This is a genomic window from Rhodococcus sp. RS1C4 (assembly GCF_002258225.1).
In the GTDB taxonomy this organism is placed as follows: Bacteria; Actinomycetota; Actinomycetes; order Mycobacteriales; family Mycobacteriaceae; genus Rhodococcoides; species Rhodococcoides fascians_E.
In genome coordinates, this window is record NZ_NOXZ01000050.1 from 81,841 (window position 1) to 99,364 (window position 17,524).

The window sequence follows — 17,524 nt, forward strand, 5'->3', positions numbered from 1 at the left end:
TATGGGATTTGGCCGAAGGATTCGCCTATCGTAGTGAGGCAGTGGGAATGTCGTCGAGCTGGGCCGATCTCGGTGTGCCGGTGCGGCGTCCGATCGCGGATGCATTGCGTGTGTTCGACATGGGAGATCACAACACCGCGGCTCTGGCCGGGCTCGCTCGTAAGTCCGGACGCAGCATCGATCGGTACACAGTGGTCGAACACCGCCCGGACGGTGATCGGCAAGTGCATTTCGTTGTGCACTCGGTCACTGAGAAGTCCGGGTCGTCGACTGAGAATGGCGCGCAAGTCCGGTTCCTTCGAGGGCTCTCGGTCGATATCGGCCATGCTCCACCCCAGTCGAGACCCCGACGATCGGCACTCGGGGATCGGATCGCGCAGGCGTTGACACCGCCGCGGCAGTACCGAGCCATCTCCGACCCCGATACGCTCAACCTGCTGTACTGGCACGGCCCTGCGGCCCCGCGCATCGCGTGGATGTCCGACAACACGACGGACAACCCGATCATCGATCCAGCGGACCTTCCTGCGGCGCAACGCGCAGTCGACGAGCTGCGCACATCCGGTCCGGGTCACAGCGTTGCGCTGACAGTCCGGTTTCTCACCATCGACGGCGGATACGAACCCGTCGAGCTGTCGGCGTCGCTACTCGACCTCGAATCGGGACAGTGCGCCTTGCTGGTTGTGCTGACCGTCGAGTAAACGGCACACCAAACGTTGCCATGCAGTGTCCGACTCCGTTTGGTAAGTTCCACAGCAATACGCTTCGGTGTGTGAAGTTCGATCCTGGGACACGTCGGGACGGTCTTCTTCCAGCCCCGTGTGGGAGCTGATGGGCATGCTCGCGTGAGCGTGCCGTGTCGCCGTTCCACCCGGCCCAGCATCTTGGCGCGACCTTGCTGGCCGGTCCGTACCCGAATCGACTTCCCTCCCATGAACCGGGAAGACAGAAATTGGAGTGAGCTGTGCACGTGAAAAATGTTGCTGTGTCATCCGGTTTGGTCGCGGCGATCGCATTGACGATCTTCGCCGTGCCCGCGTCTGCTCAGCCCAGCGTCGGTCCCGGTCCCACTACTGGCGAGGCGCAGGAGCAGGAGCAGCCAGTGGATCAGGATCGTGTCGAGCAGATCGACGCGGAGAAGTTGGTGCTCTTCAACGACCAGCTTGCCGCCGCCGGCAACGAGCAAATCCTCACAGGAACAGTGGCTCTGGAGTATCGCACCGACGGCAGCGTGGTGGGGTACCTCGCGGATGGCACCACCTACGAACGGTCCGCAGCGGCGCTGGAGAACAACCCGCTGCTCCGCGCCGGGATCGTCGACGAAATCAAGCGGGTCGTCGCAGCCTGCTTGGGCGTGTCACTGACTGCTACCGGTTTCTGGGCCAGCATCGAAGCCGAGTTGACCAGTTGGGACCGGGCCGCGAAGTTCTTGGTACGTAGGCTCGGCGTGCTCGGCGCAGTCAGCTGCGCCGGTGGGATCATTTGGGAGTACATCTGATGAACGACGCACTGCTCAGAGCGGACCGGCGCACGAAAGACTTCTTCGGCGGCCCCGGTCTCGGAGTGATCGCCCTCGTTGTCGTTGTCGCAGTTGCCGTTCCGGTCGTTGTCTCTTCCGCGGGGTGGTCGACGTTCGGCGCTGCCGCTGTTGTGTATGCGGTCGCTATCGTGGCGGCGACGCTCGCTGTGGCGATACGCCGCGGAGCTGGACGTTCGAGCGTGGTGGCTGCCGGCGGAGCGGCGGCCATCGCGATCCTGTTCGTGGTTGGGTACACCGGGATCTTCAGCATGTCCGACGATGTCCGATGGTCCGGTTCGAGCGCGGTGACCGGGATGGTTCTCGGTTCACTGGTTCTCGGCTTGCTCGTTCGCCGAGGACGGGACAGTCGTTGACGGTGTGACGAACAGTCAGTATCCGGCAGCACCGCGGCGTACGGCAGTCATGACGCATGCCGCGGTGCTGCGCGTATCGGCCGGACCGACCGAAAAGTGAGACAGCCCAGCCTGCCATCGAGGCGGTTATTCAACCGAATGGATAGCTGCGGGTAGTTTCCGCACCGTCATGCTGAAGTGACGACCACCGTTGATGCATCAACTGCGGATTTTTGATATCCGATTCTTTAATCAGTCCGGTGTGGTTGTGCAATTGTCCCGGAGTACAAGTTGGTCACCTTGTGAGTCCCCTAAATCGTCGGGAGGGGCGTAGCGCGGATGGAATTGGCGGGCTGCTTGCCGAAGATGCTGCAGACAGTTTCTTGCGACGCGAGGGTGTACAGAGGCTTGCGTCTCCCACAATACGATTGCCGCCTCCGTCGTCGTAAGCGATACGTACAGCAAATCCGCTACAACGCTGTGCAAGTCTGTGGTGCCGGGGTGACTGACATGGTCGCCGAAGGTCGATCTTCTCCGCGCATGAATGTCGTCGAGCCTGCGCCTCACCACGTGTCTTCGAGCATGCGGGGCCTGCAGCACTGGTATCCCGCGACAAGCAGAACTGCGACGCAACCGGTGAGAACCAGGATCGGGACGCCCCAGCCCCCGGAGAGCGTGTGCAGGAAACCGAAAGACAGCGGACCCGTCGCCGAGACCACGTAGCCCAATCCCTGCGTGAACCCGGACAGGCCGGATGATCCCGCCGGAGTCCGTGTCCGAAGGTTGATGAGCGTCAACGACATCGGGAACGTCATGGTGCCGAGCCCGACGAGGCAGACCCACACCACCGTTCCACTGGTCGGGGTGAAATGCAGGCCGGCGAATCCCACCAGGTAGAAGACAGCGGCGGCGACGACGAGGCCGTACGGGTTGCGCAGCCGAGCGCACAGCGACGGTGCGGCCAGTGACGCGATCAGACCCATTCCACCGAACGCGGCCACCGACGCCCCTGCTGCGGCCTCCCCGATGCCTGCGTCGGTGAGCACGGTCGGCAGCCACGTGAGCATCGCGTAGGTGATGAACGACGTCATCGCGAACATGCCGACCATCCCCCAGGCCAGCGACGACCGCCAGATACGACCCTGCGGCTTCTCGTGCACAGCGGACGTGCCGCCCTCGCCGGTCGTGTCCGCGACGTCGTGGCCGCGACGCGACATCACCACGCCCAGCCAGGGCAGGGCCGCGGCCAGGCCCACGAACGCCCAGATTCCGATGGACAGTCGCCACCCGTGCGCGTCGGCGACCGGCACCGCCAGCAACGGCGGGACCATGGTGCTGACCTGCAGTGCGCAGATGTACATGGTGCTCACGATGGCGAGTCGGTCGGAGAAGTACCGCTTCACCAGAGGTGGGATGACGACGTTGCCGATTCCCATTCCGGCGAGAGCCACCGCGGACAGGAGAATGAGCGACGCGGTGCCCGGAGCGAAGGCCCTCGTGGCCATGCCGACCGTCGTCAACGCCATCGCGAGAAGAGCAGCGCGTTCCATACCGGTTCGCTTGACCAGGACGGGCGTCAACAGTCCGAAGACGGCGAACATCGCCGGAGGAAGCATGCCGATGAGTCCCACGACGGACGACCCGAACTGCAGGTCGGTTCCGATACGGCCGAACAACGGGCTGATGGACGTCACTGCGGCGCGGAGCGTCAACGCGGAGACGATGATGGCGGCGAATACAAGGACGCGCCCGCGCAGAAGGTTCTGCGCCTCGGCGCCTGCCCCGGTCTCGGTCGTTGCGGTAGTACTCACGGCAGAAATCATAGGATGACCGGATCACCAGACGCAAAGAAGTTAAACTGGCCGCCGAACGACAAGCCGACAACATCGAACGACGACGGGGAGAGCACGGGTGCAGCAGGTTCAACGGTCCAGCCTGATCTCGCAGGTGACAGCGCAACTGCGGGCCGAGATCGTGGCCGAACGCTGGCCCGTCGGCACCCGAATCCCCACCGAAGCCGAGCTCTGTGAACTGACCGGCACCGGCCGCAACACCGTCCGCGAGGCAGTGCAGGCCCTCGTGCACGCAGGAATGGTCGAACGCCGTCAAGGGTCGGGCACATTCGTGCTGGCGACCTCGGACCTGGGCGGAACGCTCGGCAAGTACTTCGCCGACGCGCAGGATCGCGACGTCACCGAGCTGCGACGCACCCTCGAAGTGACCGCGGCGATGCTGGCGGCCGAACGCCGCGACGCTGCCGACGTCGTCGCGTTGACCGCGGCGCTCGCCGACAGGCACTCGGCGTGGGCGCACGACGGCACCGATACCGCGATCGCGGTCGATGCCAAATTCCACCGCGCCATCGTCGCGGCCAGTCACAATGCCATCTACCTCGAGTTCTACGACTCGCTGATGCCGATCATCGTCCAGACGATGCACCACCACGTCGCGGACCACGACAACGGATACGACGACGAGCACTCGGCACTGGTCGACGCCATCGTCCGCGGCGACGCCGAAGGCGCTCGCACGGCATCACTGAGGTTCTTCGACGAACTCGAGGCGCCGGAACACTGACTCCCGAGCCCTCGTCGCTCAGAGCAGCAGCCTCACCAGGTCCGCGGTGCGCGCGAGACCGGGGAATGCCTCCGGGGTCGAACGCGGGTGGAGCGCATGAACGGAAAATCGAAAGATCAACGCGCGCAACAACATCTGCGGCCACTCCGGGAGATCTTCCCAACGCCCGATCAACGCGTCGTCGGCTCCGCCCCACGAGATCGCGTCGACGACCGTCACCGCGGCTGCCCAGGAGGCCGGCCTCCAGTACGGCGCGATGTCGGTGATACCCGGCGCCTCGCTTCCGTCGAACAACACGGTCCCGAACAGGTCACCGTGCACCAACTGATCACCGACACCCACCGGCTTGCGGAGGCTCGCAAGCTGCTTGATCAATTCCAGGCTCTGCTTGCCGTCCACCGAGGTGACCTCCGGCGCCCCGGCCGCACGAGCCACACGCAGCGGCGTCGCCTCCCACGCTGCACGGTCCGCGGCGGTGAAGACGTCCGCATCGGACCACGGCGCGACGGGCGGCTGCACCAGAAAGCGCGGTCGTTCCAAGCCGGCAGTCGCGGCATGCAGCCTCACCGACAGGGAGACGACCTCGTCGTGCCGCGGTTCCGGCGAGCCGACGATGAACGTGTCCGCGCGCCAACTACTCACGACGTAGCGGCCGTCCGTCGACCGCACCGGGCGCGCCAAACGCAGACCGTCCACGGCCAAGGTCTCGCGCACCTTCGCGGACCACGCGGCTCGCGCGTGGTCGGCGACCGGGGACAGCACGACGTCGCCGAGCCTCCATCCACCGTCCCAATCCGCACCGAGAGGCACGGGAGGCACGTCGCGCAGCCCGAACGTGGAGATCACGTGCTGAGGGGGTTCCACTGAGCTCACGTTCGTCACGCTACCGTGGGCCGCTTCCGACAGGGAGGAAGGCGCGCTAGTACACCGGAAGAGACGGATCGATCTGCCGAGCCCACGCGACGATGCCACCGTGCAGGTGAACAGCGTCGGCGAAACCGGCCTTCTTCAGCACTGCCAACACCTCCGCCGACCGAATTCCGGTTTTGCAGTGCAGAACGATTCGGCGATTCTGCGGAAGCTCCGCCATCGCTTCACCGGACAGGAATCGACCCTTCGGAACGAGCGTCGCGCCGTCGATCCTGACGATGTCCCACTCCACCGGCTCACGCACGTCGATCAGCGCGATCTCGTCGGGCCCCTTCAACAACGCCGCGAGTTCCGCGGGGGTGATCGACGACGATTCGGCGGCATCGGCTGCCTCGTCGGTGACCACACCGCAGAATTCGTCGTAGTCGATCAGCTCGGTGACCGGACGCCGATCCGGGTCCCGCTGGACGCGCAGGGTTCGGTAACTCATCGACAACGCGTCGTAGATCATGAGCCGCCCCAGCAAGGTCTCACCGATTCCGGTGATCAGTTTGATCGCCTCGGTGACCATGATGGAACCGACGGACGCGCACAGCACACCGAGCACACCGCCTTCGGCGCACGACGGCACCAGTCCCGGCGGCGGCGCCTCCGGGTAGAGGTCGCGGTAGTTCAGCCCGAGACCACCGGGGGCGTCCTCCCAGAACACCGATACCTGGCCCTGGAACCGGTAGATCGACCCCCACACGTACGGCTTGCCCGCCAGGATCGCAGCGTCGTTGACCAGATACCGAGTCGCGAAATTGTCGGTGCCGTCCAGAATCAGGTCGTACTGCCGGAACAGGTCCACCGCGTTGCTGTTGTCCAGCCGAATCTGGTGCAGCCGCACGTCGACGCCGTCGTTGAGCTCGAGAATGGACTCACGCGCACTGACGGCCTTGGGCCGCCCCACATCGGACGCCCCGTGAATGACCTGACGCTGGAGGTTGGACAACTCGACGTCGTCGAATTCCACGATTCCCAGCGTGCCCACCCCGGCTGCGGCCAGGTACAGCAGAGCAGGCGAGCCGAGGCCCCCGGCGCCGATGACGAGCACACGCGCGGCGCGCAGACGTCGCTGACCGACAGTGCCGACATCGGGAATGATCAGGTGGCGGCTGTAGCGGGCGACCTCGTCGTAGGACAACGGGCCCGACGGTTCCACCAGGGGCGGCAACACGCTCATCGACTTGCTTTCTCCTCGCGGGCACCGCCGACCGTGGCCCCGTGCCACGGCGGCGGACTTCAGGCCACGCTACTCGCCGACATCAGCCTCGCGGATACGGCCAGGGATTGAATCGGCACGTCTTTCCGTCCATCGGAACCACGCCCTCCGGATCGAGCCGGGCGATGTCGTCGTTGGCTGTTCCGAACGTCTGCTGCATCATCACCGGCGCCAAGCCACCGTCGGTTTCGCACGGCTGATGTTGCTGGTATCCGATGGCGTGCCCGACTTCGTGGTTGATCTGGTACTGCCGGTACGAACCGATGTCACCCTGGAACGCGATGGCCCCCCGAACCCAGCGCGGCTCGTTGAGCACGACGCGGCCGATACCGGGGTTGTAGCAGGACACTTCGAGTTGAATGTCGTACCCGCAGGCCTGCCGAATGCTCATCTGAGACGTCAGCGAGATGCGGAAATCCGGTTCACCCTGATCGATCCGTCGAAAAGCGAAGCGTTGATCGTTGGTCCAGCTCTTCGGATTGCCCAACGTCTGATCGACGAGTCGGCCGAACGACTCCTCGCCGCCGAAACCGGCCGTGTCGACACCGTCCTCGACCTCGACCGTGTAGGTGAACACCCGTTCGCTCCCCTGGCCCACCTGACCGGTCGAGCCCTGCACGACATGCCACGTCCCCGCACCCTGGACCGTGAACGAACCTCCGTCGGGCAGCTCACCGGAGGGAACGGAATCCGCGAAGTTGCCGTCCGCAGCAGGCGGAACACCGATCACACCCGTCGAATCCCCACTCGGGCTGAGGGCACCGAAACCCGGATCAGCCGGTTGATCGATACCCGACGACGCCGTCGTCGTCGGCTCACCGGTACGCACCGCATCGAAAACCACCAACGACGTCACCACCAGCAGAACCGGAACCGCATAGGCGCGCCACCCGTACACCGACGTGAACTTGCCCAGCTTGGATTGCTTCTTCGCCTGCCGAGGCGGTCGCGGCGCCCGAGTGCGAGCCGACTCGTCACGCGCCGTCGGATCCCACTGAGCCCGCAGAGGTTGGTGAGAACCCCGGCCGCCGACACCACGGGAAAAGTCCCCGTCCCGGCTCCGGCCCTCGACCGGGTGACGCCGCTCGACGCGCCGTGCGGCAGAGGCCGGACGCTGGTCGTCGTACTCGTCGTCGGCCCACGCCCTCCCGCTGCGTCGCGGCCCACCTCGGTCACTCACCTCGCCAGAATCTCACAGTCGCCGGCATACGCCGTTCGCCGCGCCGATGTTTGTACTTCAGAACAATCCCCACACCGCCGTAGTGCACGCGAAACGGGGTGAGAGCGCCGTTTCTCTGGTATTCGTCACTGCGACTGGCGCACCGCCGTCCCGACGATGCGGCGCGCTGCGGGTATCGTTGCTCCACGACCTGCGCTACGGACACCCCTTCGGCGCGGTGACGATGCGGATGGGAACTTCTTACATGACAGAACTGGCGGATCGAATGTCCTCGGACCGTTCGACCTCACAGGCGAACCGGCGCAGCGCACGGTTGCCTCGCGACGCACGCCGCGCGCAACTCCTCGCGGCTGCGAGCGAAGTGTTCGTCAGTCGCGGATATCACGCGTCGGGAATGGACGAGATCGCCGAGTGCGCCGGCGTCAGCAAGCCGGTGCTCTACCAGCACTTCCCCGGCAAGCTCGAGCTCTACCTGGCGGTGCTGCAGAGCTACGTCGACACCCTGATCGCCGGCGTGCGTCAGGCCCTTCGTTCGACGACCGACAACCGCAAGCGCGTCCGAGCTGCCGTACTCGCGTTCTACGACTTCGTCGACACCGACACCCAGGGATTCCGGCTCGTGTTCGAGTCAGATCTGATGGGCGACCCTCAGGTCAACGCCCGGGTGGAGCAGGCGACCGAAGCGTGCGTCGACGCGGTGTTCGACCTCGTTGCACACGATTCCGGCCTCGACCCGTACCGCGCCCGCGTGCTCGCTGTCGGGCTCGTCGGAGCAAGTCAGTTCACGGCACGCTACTGGCTGGAAGCGGACCGCCCGATCTCCAAGGAAGACGCCGTCGACACCACCGTGTCGCTGGCATGGGGTGGCCTGTCCCACGTGCCGCTCCAAGCTCCTTAGAACATCGGCACTGCCGCACTCGCACACTTCCTACCCGGACACCGGAAGAGGGGCCGCGCATCGACTGCGCGGCCCCTCTTCTCGTGTGCATTCCGTGCACTTACACCGTGGCGAAACCGACCTTGCGGGCGTCGGCCGGACCGATCTCCACGTACGCGACTCGCGCCGACTGGACGAGGTACTTACGCCCCTTCTCGTCCACCAGCGACAGCACGTCCTTCTTGCCGGCGAGTGCCTCGGCAACGAGCGCCTCGACCTCCTCGGGCGACTGGGCGCTGTTCACGACGAGCTCGCGAGAGCTTTCCGACACACCGATCTTGACCTCCACGGCCAACCTCCGAACTCAGTAGAGAAACTTCAGCTGCTTCGACCAGGCTAGTGCAGCCACGCGGCGGCGGTGACGTCCGACGGTGTGCTGTCAGCGAACACCGTGGTCTCAGACCAGGCCGAGCACCCGCATGCGCTCCGCGTGCTGCTCCTGCATCCGATCGAACAGAGCGGCGACACCGTTCAGGTCACCCGATGCCGTGATCACCAGATCGGTCAGACTCTCGCGTTGCGCGAGCACGTACTGCGCCTGCGTGATCGCCTCACCGAGCAGTCTGCGCCCCCACAACATCAACCGCGCCTTGTCCTGCGAGCTGGCGGACACCCGGGTGGACACCTCGTGCACGACGAACTCCGAGTGACCCGTCTCGGCAAGCACCTCTCGTACCGTCGCCGCGACGGCCGGATCGAGAGTGTGCGCGATCTCGCGGTAGAAATCAGCGGCCAACCCGTCGCCCACGTAAGCCTTGACCAACACCTCGAGCCACGTCGACGGGTTGGTCGACGCATGGTAATCGTCCAACGCACGCACGAAAGGATCCATCGCGGAGTACACGTCGAGACCGCGATCCGACAACGCGGACACGAGGGTCTCGAAGTGGTTCATCTCGGCCGCCGCCATACTCGCCAACGCCACCCGCCCCTGCATCGACGGGGCCGACCGCGCGTCCTCGGCCAGGCGGTAGAACGCCGAGATCTCCCCGTACGCGAGCACCGCGTACAGCTCGGACACTCCCGGATGATCGAACGGAATCCGCGGCTGCGCATCGGAGGTTTCCGTGGCATCGGGAAGGGCTTCCGTGGCATCGGGAAGGGCTTCCGTGGCATCGGGAAGGGCTTCCGTGGCGTCGGGAAGGGCTTCCGGGGTGGTCGGTAGGGCGTCGGCGGCGAACGATTCAGGCGAGTGGGCTCCCATGAGAATCGATCGTAGTCGCGCCCGACGCACGTGCGCGCTGTCACCGAAACGCGATGCCTCTCACGTCCCGCAAAGCTCGGAATACGGGTTTTGGGCGGTCGGCAAGCTACCATGGTGCACGGATCGACGCCCGGACCGATGACACGGACCGATTTTCCACGCGTCGAACCACACCGACAATGTGTGCGCACCTGATCCGGGTCGCTACGACTGCTTCGCCGCCTGTCGAGTACCACTACGTTCCACCGACACGGCTGAGGCTCGAGGCGAAATCACAGACCAGGATCGAGGGCATCGACTTCGGCCGGCAATAGGCCTGTGCCCTTCCTTGTGCGTACGTGTGAACACGAGGAAGGCCAGACCCCTGAGCAAGATCGTTATCGACCAAGAATCCGACACCGGCGACACCACCTTGTCCGCCCAGCTCGACGACACACACGTACCCCCGACCTTCGCGGAACTCGGTGTTCGCGAGGACATCGTCAAGTCCCTGACGGCCATCGGCATCGAGCGGACCTTCGCCATCCAGGAGTTGACCCTCCCCCTCGCCCTCGCCGGCGACGACCTCATCGGTCAGGCCAGGACCGGAATGGGCAAGACGTACGGCTTCGGCGTACCGCTCCTGCACCGCATAGCCACGACCGACTCCGGCACCGCGGCACTCGACGGCACACCCCGCGCGCTCGTCATCGTCCCCACCCGCGAACTGTGTGTTCAGGTGACCTCGGATCTGACCAATGCGTCCAAGTTCCTGAAGTCCGGCGGCAAGTCCGTCGAGATCCTGTCCATCTACGGCGGGCGTCCCTACGAGGCCCAGATCGCACAGCTGCAGAAGGGCGTCGACGTCGTCGTCGGCACCCCCGGTCGTCTCCTCGATCTCGCCAAACAGGGCCACCTCATCCTCGGCAAGATCGGCGTACTCGTTCTCGACGAGGCCGACGAGATGCTCGACCTCGGATTCCTCCCCGACATCGAGCGCATCCTCGGCATGGTGCCCAGCGGTCCCTCGGCTCATTCCGCAGGCTCCACTCGCGGTCCCTCGGCCGGAGGCTCCGCGCGTGGTCGCCAGACGATGCTGTTCTCGGCCACCATGCCCGGACCGATCATCACGCTCGCACGCACGTTCCTGACGCAGCCCACGCACATCCGTGCCGAGGAAGCAGAGTCCTCCGCCGTGCACGATCGCACCGCGCAGCACATCTACCGCGCGCACGCTCTCGACAAGGTCGAGATGGTGTCCAAGGTCCTCCAGGCAGAAGGCCGCGGAGCGACCATGATCTTCACCCGCACCAAGCGCACCGCGCAGAAGGTCTCCGAGGAACTCCTCGAACGCGGGTTCGCCGTGGGTGCCGTGCACGGTGACCTCGGACAGATCCAGCGCGAGAAGGCACTGAAGAAGTTCCGGACAGGCGGCATCGACGTCCTGGTCGCGACCGATGTGGCAGCGCGAGGCATCGACATCGACGACGTCACTCACGTCATCAACTACCAGTGCCCGGAGGACGAGAAGACCTACGTCCACCGCATCGGCCGCACCGGCCGCGCAGGCCGCACCGGCATCGCCGTGACCCTCGTCGACTGGGACGACATCCCTCGCTGGCAGCTGATCGACAAAGCGCTGAACCTCGGAATCCCGGACCCGGTCGAGACCTACTCGAGCTCACCGCACCTCTTCGAGGAACTGGGCATCCCCGACGGCGTGACCGGCTCGATCAAGAAGGCGCCGGAGCGGACCGAACGCGCGCACACGGGCGACAACGGCGAAGTCACCGACAGCGTCGACAGTGCCGTCGATTCGGATGCAGCAGCCGAACCTTCTCGGCCACGCCGAACCCGCGCCCGCCGTCGCACCCGCGGCGGCAAGGCCGATGCAGCTACAACCAACGGCACAGCCGCAGCTGCAACCAACGGCACAGCCGCAGGCGGGGATACGTCCTCGGACAGCGCCCCGACCGAGTCGGGCACCAGCGGTGACGCCCCGTCCGGTGACGGCGCAGCACCCAAGCGTCGGCGTCGCCGCCGCCGCTCGCCCGCCTCGTCCGGACAGCCGAGCTCCACCCCCGAGTCGTCGCCCGCGTCAGCACCGGCAGCCGAGTAGCCTTCTTCTGTGCTTGCACCCGAACGTCGTCGACGCTCGGATCTCGTCGCCGCGGCAACCATTCTGGTTGTCGCGGTGCTCGCTGCCGGGGTCATCTGGTTCCGAAGCGACGCACACGGCACGACGTCCGAGACCGCGCCCACTCCACTGCCGCAGGCCACCACCGCACTCACCGTGCCCGCGTCGTTGACCGAAGTGTGGCGAGCGCAGAGCCCGCTCACGTCGACACCGGTGGTCACCGGCAGCGCCGTGGTGAGCGGTGACGACGGCGGAGTGGACGGTCTGGATCCGTCCACCGGTGAGACAGCGTGGAGCTACCGCAGGGACGTTCCGCTCTGCGCAGTGACAAGTGCATGGAACACCGCCGTCGCCGTGTTCGCCGACGACCGCGGATGCGCACAGGTCACCGAACTGGACGGGGCGACGGGATCACGCAAAGCTCAGCGATCCAGCGACGCAGATTCCGAAGTCCGTCTCAGCGACGACGGAACCTACGTCACATCCCTGGGTGACACGCGCATGGAACTCTGGCGGTCGGACCTCGTACGGACCCTCGAGTACGGACGGGTCGACGCCCCGCAGAACCCCGGCACCCAACCTCGCACCGGCTGCACCCTGCTGTCCACCGCGTCGAACAGTTCCCGCGTAGCGGTACTCGAGCAGTGCCCCGAGGAATCTGGTGCACGGCTGACCACCATGAACCCGGCACCGAAGGACGCCACCGAACCTCAGGAGTACGGCTCCAGCGTCGTCGCGTCGTTGACCAGCGCCGACGGCCCAGTGGAGGGAGCGCGCGTCCTCATCGCCTCGGGGGATCGGGTGGCGTTGTCGATCCCACCGCATTCCGGTGAACCAGCGAAGGTCGCCTTGTTCGACGGCAATGCTCAGCCTCTCACCGAATTCGATCTTCCGGACGGGACGGTGCCCGAGGTACCGGCCGATCTGTATCCGACGGTCGTCAAGGCCGCGAACGTCTTCAGCTGGTGGACCGGATCCAGCACTGTCGCACTGGATCTGAGCGATCTGTCACCGCAGTGGACCGTGCCCGGCGCGCTCGGCCCCGGCACACTGATGGCCGGACGCCTGCTGTTGCCGGTCCAGGACGGCACAGCGGTCATCGATCCGTCGACGGGTACCGCCGAACGAACGATCCCGGTCGACCGCGGTGACTACTCCGGCCCGGTCGGACTCGCCGTCGTCGGCGACGTACTCATCGAACAACGCGGTACCGACCTGGTTGCACTCTCCGGCACGGAGGGTCAGTCCTCGGGCGAATAGGTGCGGAGCGGGGATCCGTTCTCCCAGTGCTCCAACAGGTTCCCCGCCAGGTCTCGATACGCCTGCGCACCCTTGCTCTTTCGACCCGACAACACCGTCGCCCCCGACGCCGACGCCTCCGCGAAACGCACCGTCCGAGGAATGGGCGGATCGAGAACCGGAAGGGAGTAGCGGTCGGAGACATCACCGAGAACGTCGCGGCTGTGCGTGGTGCGTGCGTCGAACAACGTGGGGAGCGCGCCGAGGAGCGACAGTTCGGAATTGGTGATCTGTTGAACTTCCGAGACCGTCCGCAGCAGCTGCCCGACGCCGCGGTGAGCAAGTGTTTCGCATTGCAGCGGCACCAGTACCGACCGGGCGGCCGTCAACCCGTTGAGTGTCAACACACCCAACGACGGCGGACAGTCGATGATCACGACGTCGTAGTCGTCGAGAATCGGCGCCAGCGCTCGCTTCAGCGCGTATTCACGGCCCGCACGCATGAGCAACAGTGCCTCGGCGCCCGCGAGATCGATCGTTGCCGGAAGCAGGTCGATACCCTCGTCGGTCTCGAGCAGCGCCTCGGCCACCGGGGTATCCCCCGTCAGGACCTCGTGCACGGACGTCTCGAGTTTGTCCGGGTTGTGCCCGAGGGAGAACGTCAGGCACCCCTGCGGGTCGAGATCGACCACCAGAACCCGCCGGTCCAGTGCATGAAGCGCCGCCGCAAGTGAAGCCACCGTGGTGGTTTTCGCGACGCCGCCCTTTTGATTCGCTACCGCCAGTACTGTCGTCACGCCCCCGATCCTTGCCTACATCGGGGCGATCGGCCAGAGCGAGCGGGTCGTGGGCGCGTCGGGAAGGGGCCAGGAACAGTCCCGGTCCGACGCGCCCGTCACCGAAATCAGTGCAGCATAACCGGTTTGGCGCTGTCCGCACCCTCTGCCGGAGTGATCTTCTTCCGGGGCAGGAAGAACGCCGGCACGAAGGTCAGCACGATGAGCACGAGCGCGACCATGAACGTGGAGCCGAACGCTCCCGCCGAGATGTCGAGAGCCTCGACCGGAGACGTCGCCTTCGCGACGTCCTTCAACTGATTGGTCAGCACCACGGACATGACCGCCGTACCGATCGAGCCCGCCGTCTGCTGCACGATGTTCATCAACGTCGATCCTCGCGCGACGTTGTGATCGGTGAGCGTCTGCAGAGCAGCGGTCATGATCGGCATCATCGTCGCACCGAGACCCATGCCCATGACGAACAGCGCACCGAGCAGAATCACGTACGAGGTGTCGGCACCGACCTGTGTGAAGACAGCCATGCCCGCGGTGATGAACACCATGCCCGCGAGCACGATCTTGCCGGGGCCCATGCGGTCCGCGAGGGTGCCCGCGATGGGCATCGTCAACATCGCGCCGATTCCCTGGGGCGCCAGCAACAGACCTGCAGCCAGAGTCGTCTCCCCGCGGATCTGCAGGAAGTAGCTCGGGAACAGCAGACCCGCGCCCATGAACGCAACCATGAACAGGACGGTCGTCAGGACCGCCACGGTGAGCGCCCGGTTGGCGAACAACCTGAGGTCGATCAACGGATGCTCGGTGCGAAGGGCATGGAAGACGAACAGGACGATCAACACGAAACCGACGATCGCCGGCACCAGCACGCGAACAGCCCACACCGTCTCGGTCTCGGGAATCGAGGACACTCCGAACAGGAACAGTGCGAGGCCGGGAGAGAGCATCAGCATGCCGACGAAGTCGAACGATTCCGACGGCGTCGGATCGTCCTTCGGGAAGATGACGATTGCTGCGATCAGCGCGACCGCGCCGATCGGAACGTTGATCAGGAAGATCCAGTGCCAGCTCGCAGCCTCCAGCAGCCATCCGCCGAGGATCGGGCCGCTGATGGGTCCGAGAAGCATCGGCACGCCCAGCACGGCCATGACACGACCGATCCGCTCGGGACCTGCGGCCCTGGTCATGATCGTCATGCCGAGCGGCATCAGCATGCCGCCGCCCAGTCCCTGAAGCACACGGAAAGCGATGAGCGTGGTGATGTCCCACGCGAAGCTGCAGAGCACCGAGCCGAGCACGAACAGCACGAGAGCGGTGATGTACAGGCGCTTGGTACCGAACCTGTCCGCCGCCCAGCCGGTCAGCGGAATCACCGTCGCCAGCGCCAGCGTGTATCCCGTCATCGTCCAGGCGACAGTCGCGTACGTCGCGTCGAACACGTCCATGAACGTGGGAAGCGCGACGCTCACCACGGTGACGTCGAGAATGGACATGATGGCGCCGAGAACGACGACACCCGCGATCTTGAGGACGGCGGAGTCGAGCTTGTCCGGCTTCACCGGATTCGGACTTACCCCTGGCTGCGTCATGGTCGATCGTCCTTCGTGTCTCGGTGAGCAGGAACACTGCCCACCATCTGCCTGAACACGCACGACAACGTGCGCGGTGTGTCCGTTCCGTCGGTGGACCATCCGTCCCCGAGAAGTTCGATGCATCCCCGGGCAGCCCCCATGCGCGAGCAACCGAGTGCGTCGCGCGACCGGAACAGTATCCACCGACGGCCCGTCCGACTCAATCCGTTTTGTACGGGTAACCACCTGCAGGCCTGTGACACCCGACACGGCATCATTGCTTCCATGAGCGCCACCCCCACCTCGACCCCTGATTCCGGGACTACTGCTTCCGGACGTGTAGTTCTGTTGCGCCACGGCCAGACCGAATGGGCCACCTCGGGACGGCACACCGGCACGACGGACGTTCCACTGACCGACGTCGGAGAACGCCAAGCGGCCGCGGCAGGCGAACTCGTCGGCGAGCTCGGCCTGCGTGACCCGTTGATCGTCAGCAGTCCACGAACACGGGCGCTGCGGACCGCGCAGCTCGCGGGGCTGACCGTCGAACGGGAGTGGGACGCACTGTCCGAGTGGGACTACGGAGACTACGAAGGAAAGACCTCCGCCGAGATCCAACGGACGGTGCCGCACTGGACCGTGTGGACCCATCCGTGTCCGGGTGGCGAGTCCGTCGAGCAGGTCGGCGCACGCGCGGACCTGGTGCTGTCGGTGATTCTTCCGGCCCTGGGCGAACGCGACGTGGTCCTCGTCGGACACGGACATTTCTCGAGGGCTCTGCTGACTCGCTGGCTGGAACTGCCGGTCTCCGAGGGCAAGAGGTTCGCCCTCTCCCCTGCCGCGTATTCGGTCCTCGGGTTCGAGCACTCGTTCCGGCAGGTCGTGGTGCACAACATCCATCCGTCGGTTCGGACCGGAGTTGCATCGTGATTCGGCGGGCCACCGACCGAGACGTCGACGCCATCACCGGCCTGATCCACGAACTGGCGGAGTACGAGAAGCTGCGGGAGCAGTGCACCGTGCGTCCGGATCAGATCCGCTCGGCCCTGTTCGGTGCCGATCCGTCGGTGTTCGCACACGTCGCGGACGTCGACGGTCAGGTCGTCGGGTTCGCGATGTGGTTCCTCAGTTTCTCGACGTGGGACGGCGTGAACGGCATCTACCTCGAAGACCTGTACGTGCAGCCGGAGCTCAGGGGGTCGGGAATCGGATCCGACCTGCTCGCTGCACTCGCTGCCGAGTGCGTGACGCACGGGTACACCAGACTCGGCTGGTCTGTGCTGGATTGGAACACGCCGTCGATCGGCTTCTACGAATCTCTCGGAGCGGTGGCACAGAGCGAATGGACAGCGTTCCGCCTCGGAGGCGAACCACTCAGGGCACTCGCAGCGCGCGCATCCGCCCGCAGCTAGAGCGTCTCGTCGTCGGCATCGACGTACTGCGCTGCCATCCACCTCGACGACGGCGGGCTGAACAGCAGCGCGAGTATCGCCAGAGCGCCCGCACCGAGCAGCACACCGTACAGGGGCTGGTGAGAATCGGTCAGCAAGGACCACACGACCGGCAACAGCAACAGTTGAACGACGAGGGCGATTGCCCGTCCCCACCGCTGACCCAGAATGAGAGCGACTCCCGCCGTACCGACGGCAACGCCGATCACCGCGAACCAACCAGCCGTTCCGTACCCGTTCGCAACCTGGTCCTCCACGCCGTTCATCGCGCGAACGAGAAGGACCACCGCTGCGACGAGGGCAACCGCTCCTTCCACCGCGACGAGAACTCCTGCGGCCCTGAACGCAGGTGGAGGCACCGAGGGCAGGGATGGCGTGGACACCGGTAAAGCCTAGAACACCGATCCTGCCCGACAGGGTTCTGTCCCGACGGCACCCCGTGACCGATA

General features: G+C 65.6%; 18 protein-coding genes. 9 read left to right on the plus strand and 9 right to left on the minus strand.

Features of this window, described 5'->3' with window-relative positions; genetic code table 11:
* The first annotated feature begins 47 nt into the window (after positions 1-47).
* The 3 genes from CH289_RS25460 (at position 48) to CH289_RS25470 (ending at position 1,893) form a co-directional block, all read left to right on the plus strand.
* Positions 48-701: a hypothetical protein gene (locus CH289_RS25460; protein WP_255182795.1), complete on the plus strand. Its 654-nt coding sequence runs from the start codon at positions 48-50 to the stop codon at positions 699-701.
* Between the two features lie 284 nt (positions 702-985).
* A complete protein-coding gene (locus tag CH289_RS25465) occupies positions 986-1,498 on the plus strand; it encodes a hypothetical protein (RefSeq protein WP_019666079.1) in 513 nt (170 codons plus the stop codon).
* Positions 1,498-1,893, plus strand: a complete 396-nt coding sequence (locus CH289_RS25470; RefSeq protein WP_020112103.1) for a hypothetical protein — start codon at positions 1,498-1,500, stop codon at positions 1,891-1,893. The genes CH289_RS25465 and CH289_RS25470 overlap by 1 nt, the downstream gene beginning before the upstream one ends.
* Positions 1,894-2,435: 542 nt before the next feature.
* Here the strand turns inward: CH289_RS25470 and CH289_RS25475 are convergent.
* Positions 2,436-3,683: an MFS transporter gene (locus CH289_RS25475; protein ID WP_019666081.1), complete on the minus strand. Its 1,248-nt coding sequence runs from the start codon at positions 3,681-3,683 to the stop codon at positions 2,436-2,438.
* A gap of 100 nt (positions 3,684-3,783) precedes the next feature.
* On the opposite strand from CH289_RS25475, the gene CH289_RS25480 reads away from it, so the two are divergent.
* On the plus strand, positions 3,784-4,449 hold the full coding sequence (locus CH289_RS25480) for a FadR/GntR family transcriptional regulator (RefSeq protein ID WP_020112104.1): 666 nt from the start codon (positions 3,784-3,786) through the stop codon (positions 4,447-4,449).
* A gap of 18 nt (positions 4,450-4,467) precedes the next feature.
* Here CH289_RS25480 and CH289_RS25485 read toward each other — a convergent pair whose 3' ends face one another.
* The 3 genes from CH289_RS25485 to CH289_RS25495 all read right to left on the minus strand — a co-directional run bounded on the left by CH289_RS25485 (position 4,468) and on the right by CH289_RS25495 (position 7,763).
* Positions 4,468-5,322, minus strand: coding sequence for a TIGR02569 family protein (locus CH289_RS25485; protein WP_026347942.1), 855 nt, complete (start codon positions 5,320-5,322; stop codon positions 4,468-4,470).
* A 46-nt stretch (positions 5,323-5,368) separates the two neighbouring features.
* Positions 5,369-6,544: an adenylyltransferase/sulfurtransferase MoeZ gene (gene moeZ / locus CH289_RS25490; protein WP_033190542.1), complete on the minus strand. Its 1,176-nt coding sequence runs from the start codon at positions 6,542-6,544 to the stop codon at positions 5,369-5,371.
* Between the two features lie 82 nt (positions 6,545-6,626).
* The gene (locus CH289_RS25495; protein ID WP_019666085.1) at positions 6,627-7,763 is read right to left on the minus strand and encodes a DUF3152 domain-containing protein; all 1,137 of its coding nucleotides are present in this window, start codon (positions 7,761-7,763) and stop codon (positions 6,627-6,629) included.
* 244 nt (positions 7,764-8,007) lie between these two features.
* On the opposite strand from CH289_RS25495, the gene CH289_RS25500 reads away from it, so the two are divergent.
* Positions 8,008-8,661: a TetR/AcrR family transcriptional regulator gene (locus tag CH289_RS25500; RefSeq protein ID WP_019666086.1), complete on the plus strand. Its 654-nt coding sequence runs from the start codon at positions 8,008-8,010 to the stop codon at positions 8,659-8,661.
* A gap of 100 nt (positions 8,662-8,761) precedes the next feature.
* Here the strand turns inward: CH289_RS25500 and CH289_RS25505 are convergent, their stop codons facing one another.
* A complete protein-coding gene (locus CH289_RS25505; RefSeq protein ID WP_026347943.1) occupies positions 8,762-8,989 on the minus strand; it encodes a DUF3107 domain-containing protein in 228 nt (75 codons plus the stop codon).
* A 108-nt stretch (positions 8,990-9,097) separates the two neighbouring features.
* Positions 9,098-9,904 carry a ferritin-like fold-containing protein gene (locus CH289_RS25510; protein ID WP_020112105.1) on the minus strand — a complete coding sequence of 269 codons (807 nt, stop codon included), beginning with the start codon at positions 9,902-9,904 and terminating at the stop codon, positions 9,098-9,100.
* A gap of 340 nt (positions 9,905-10,244) precedes the next feature.
* On the opposite strand from CH289_RS25510, the gene CH289_RS25515 reads away from it, so the two are divergent.
* Both CH289_RS25515 and CH289_RS25520 read left to right on the plus strand, forming a co-directional pair.
* Positions 10,245-12,002 (plus strand): DEAD/DEAH box helicase, encoded by a 1,758-nt coding sequence (locus CH289_RS25515; RefSeq protein ID WP_196806178.1) that lies wholly within the window; start codon positions 10,245-10,247, stop codon positions 12,000-12,002.
* Between the two features lie 9 nt (positions 12,003-12,011).
* Entirely contained in the window at positions 12,012-13,280 is a 1,269-nt protein-coding gene (locus CH289_RS25520; protein WP_019666091.1) for an Rv3212 family protein, read from the plus strand.
* On the opposite strand, the gene CH289_RS25525 is transcribed toward CH289_RS25520, so the two are convergent.
* Together CH289_RS25525 and CH289_RS25530 are read right to left on the minus strand one after the other, a co-directional pair.
* Entirely contained in the window at positions 13,262-14,056 is a 795-nt protein-coding gene (locus CH289_RS25525; RefSeq protein WP_020112107.1) for a ParA family protein, read from the minus strand. The genes CH289_RS25520 and CH289_RS25525 overlap by 19 nt on opposite strands.
* A 107-nt stretch (positions 14,057-14,163) precedes the next feature.
* On the minus strand, positions 14,164-15,642 hold the full coding sequence (locus CH289_RS25530; protein ID WP_026347944.1) for a DHA2 family efflux MFS transporter permease subunit: 1,479 nt from the start codon (positions 15,640-15,642) through the stop codon (positions 14,164-14,166).
* Positions 15,643-15,909: 267 nt separating this feature from the next.
* On the opposite strand from CH289_RS25530, the gene CH289_RS25535 reads away from it, so the two are divergent.
* Both CH289_RS25535 and CH289_RS25540 read left to right on the plus strand, forming a co-directional pair.
* The gene (locus CH289_RS25535) at positions 15,910-16,554 is read left to right on the plus strand and encodes an acid phosphatase (RefSeq protein ID WP_179275226.1); all 645 of its coding nucleotides are present in this window, start codon (positions 15,910-15,912) and stop codon (positions 16,552-16,554) included.
* On the plus strand, positions 16,551-17,036 hold the full coding sequence (locus CH289_RS25540) for a GNAT family N-acetyltransferase (protein WP_019666096.1): 486 nt from the start codon (positions 16,551-16,553) through the stop codon (positions 17,034-17,036). Before CH289_RS25535 ends, CH289_RS25540 begins: the two co-directional genes overlap by 4 nt.
* Here the strand turns inward: CH289_RS25540 and CH289_RS25545 are convergent.
* Positions 17,033-17,458: a hypothetical protein gene (locus CH289_RS25545; protein WP_020112108.1), complete on the minus strand. Its 426-nt coding sequence runs from the start codon at positions 17,456-17,458 to the stop codon at positions 17,033-17,035. The two genes, CH289_RS25540 and CH289_RS25545, sit on opposite strands and share 4 nt — an antisense overlap.
* Between the last annotated feature and the right edge of the window lie 66 nt (positions 17,459-17,524).

Excerpts from the sequence above, each read along its gene's own strand:
- CH289_RS25510 (WP_020112105.1), bottom strand. The coding sequence starts at position 9,904 with ATGGGAGCCCACTCGCCTGAATCGTTCGCCGCCGACGCCCTACCGACC.
- CH289_RS25535 (WP_179275226.1), top strand. The coding sequence starts at position 15,910 with ATGAGCGCCACCCCCACCTCGACCCCTGATTCCGGGACTACTGCTTCC.
- CH289_RS25500 (WP_019666086.1), top strand. The coding sequence starts at position 8,008 with ATGACAGAACTGGCGGATCGAATGTCCTCGGACCGTTCGACCTCACAG.
- CH289_RS25470 (WP_020112103.1), top strand. The coding sequence starts at position 1,498 with ATGAACGACGCACTGCTCAGAGCGGACCGGCGCACGAAAGACTTCTTC.
- CH289_RS25530 (WP_026347944.1), bottom strand. The coding sequence starts at position 15,642 with ATGACGCAGCCAGGGGTAAGTCCGAATCCGGTGAAGCCGGACAAGCTC.
- CH289_RS25460 (WP_255182795.1), top strand. The coding sequence starts at position 48 with ATGTCGTCGAGCTGGGCCGATCTCGGTGTGCCGGTGCGGCGTCCGATC.
- moeZ (WP_033190542.1), bottom strand. The coding sequence starts at position 6,544 with ATGAGCGTGTTGCCGCCCCTGGTGGAACCGTCGGGCCCGTTGTCCTAC.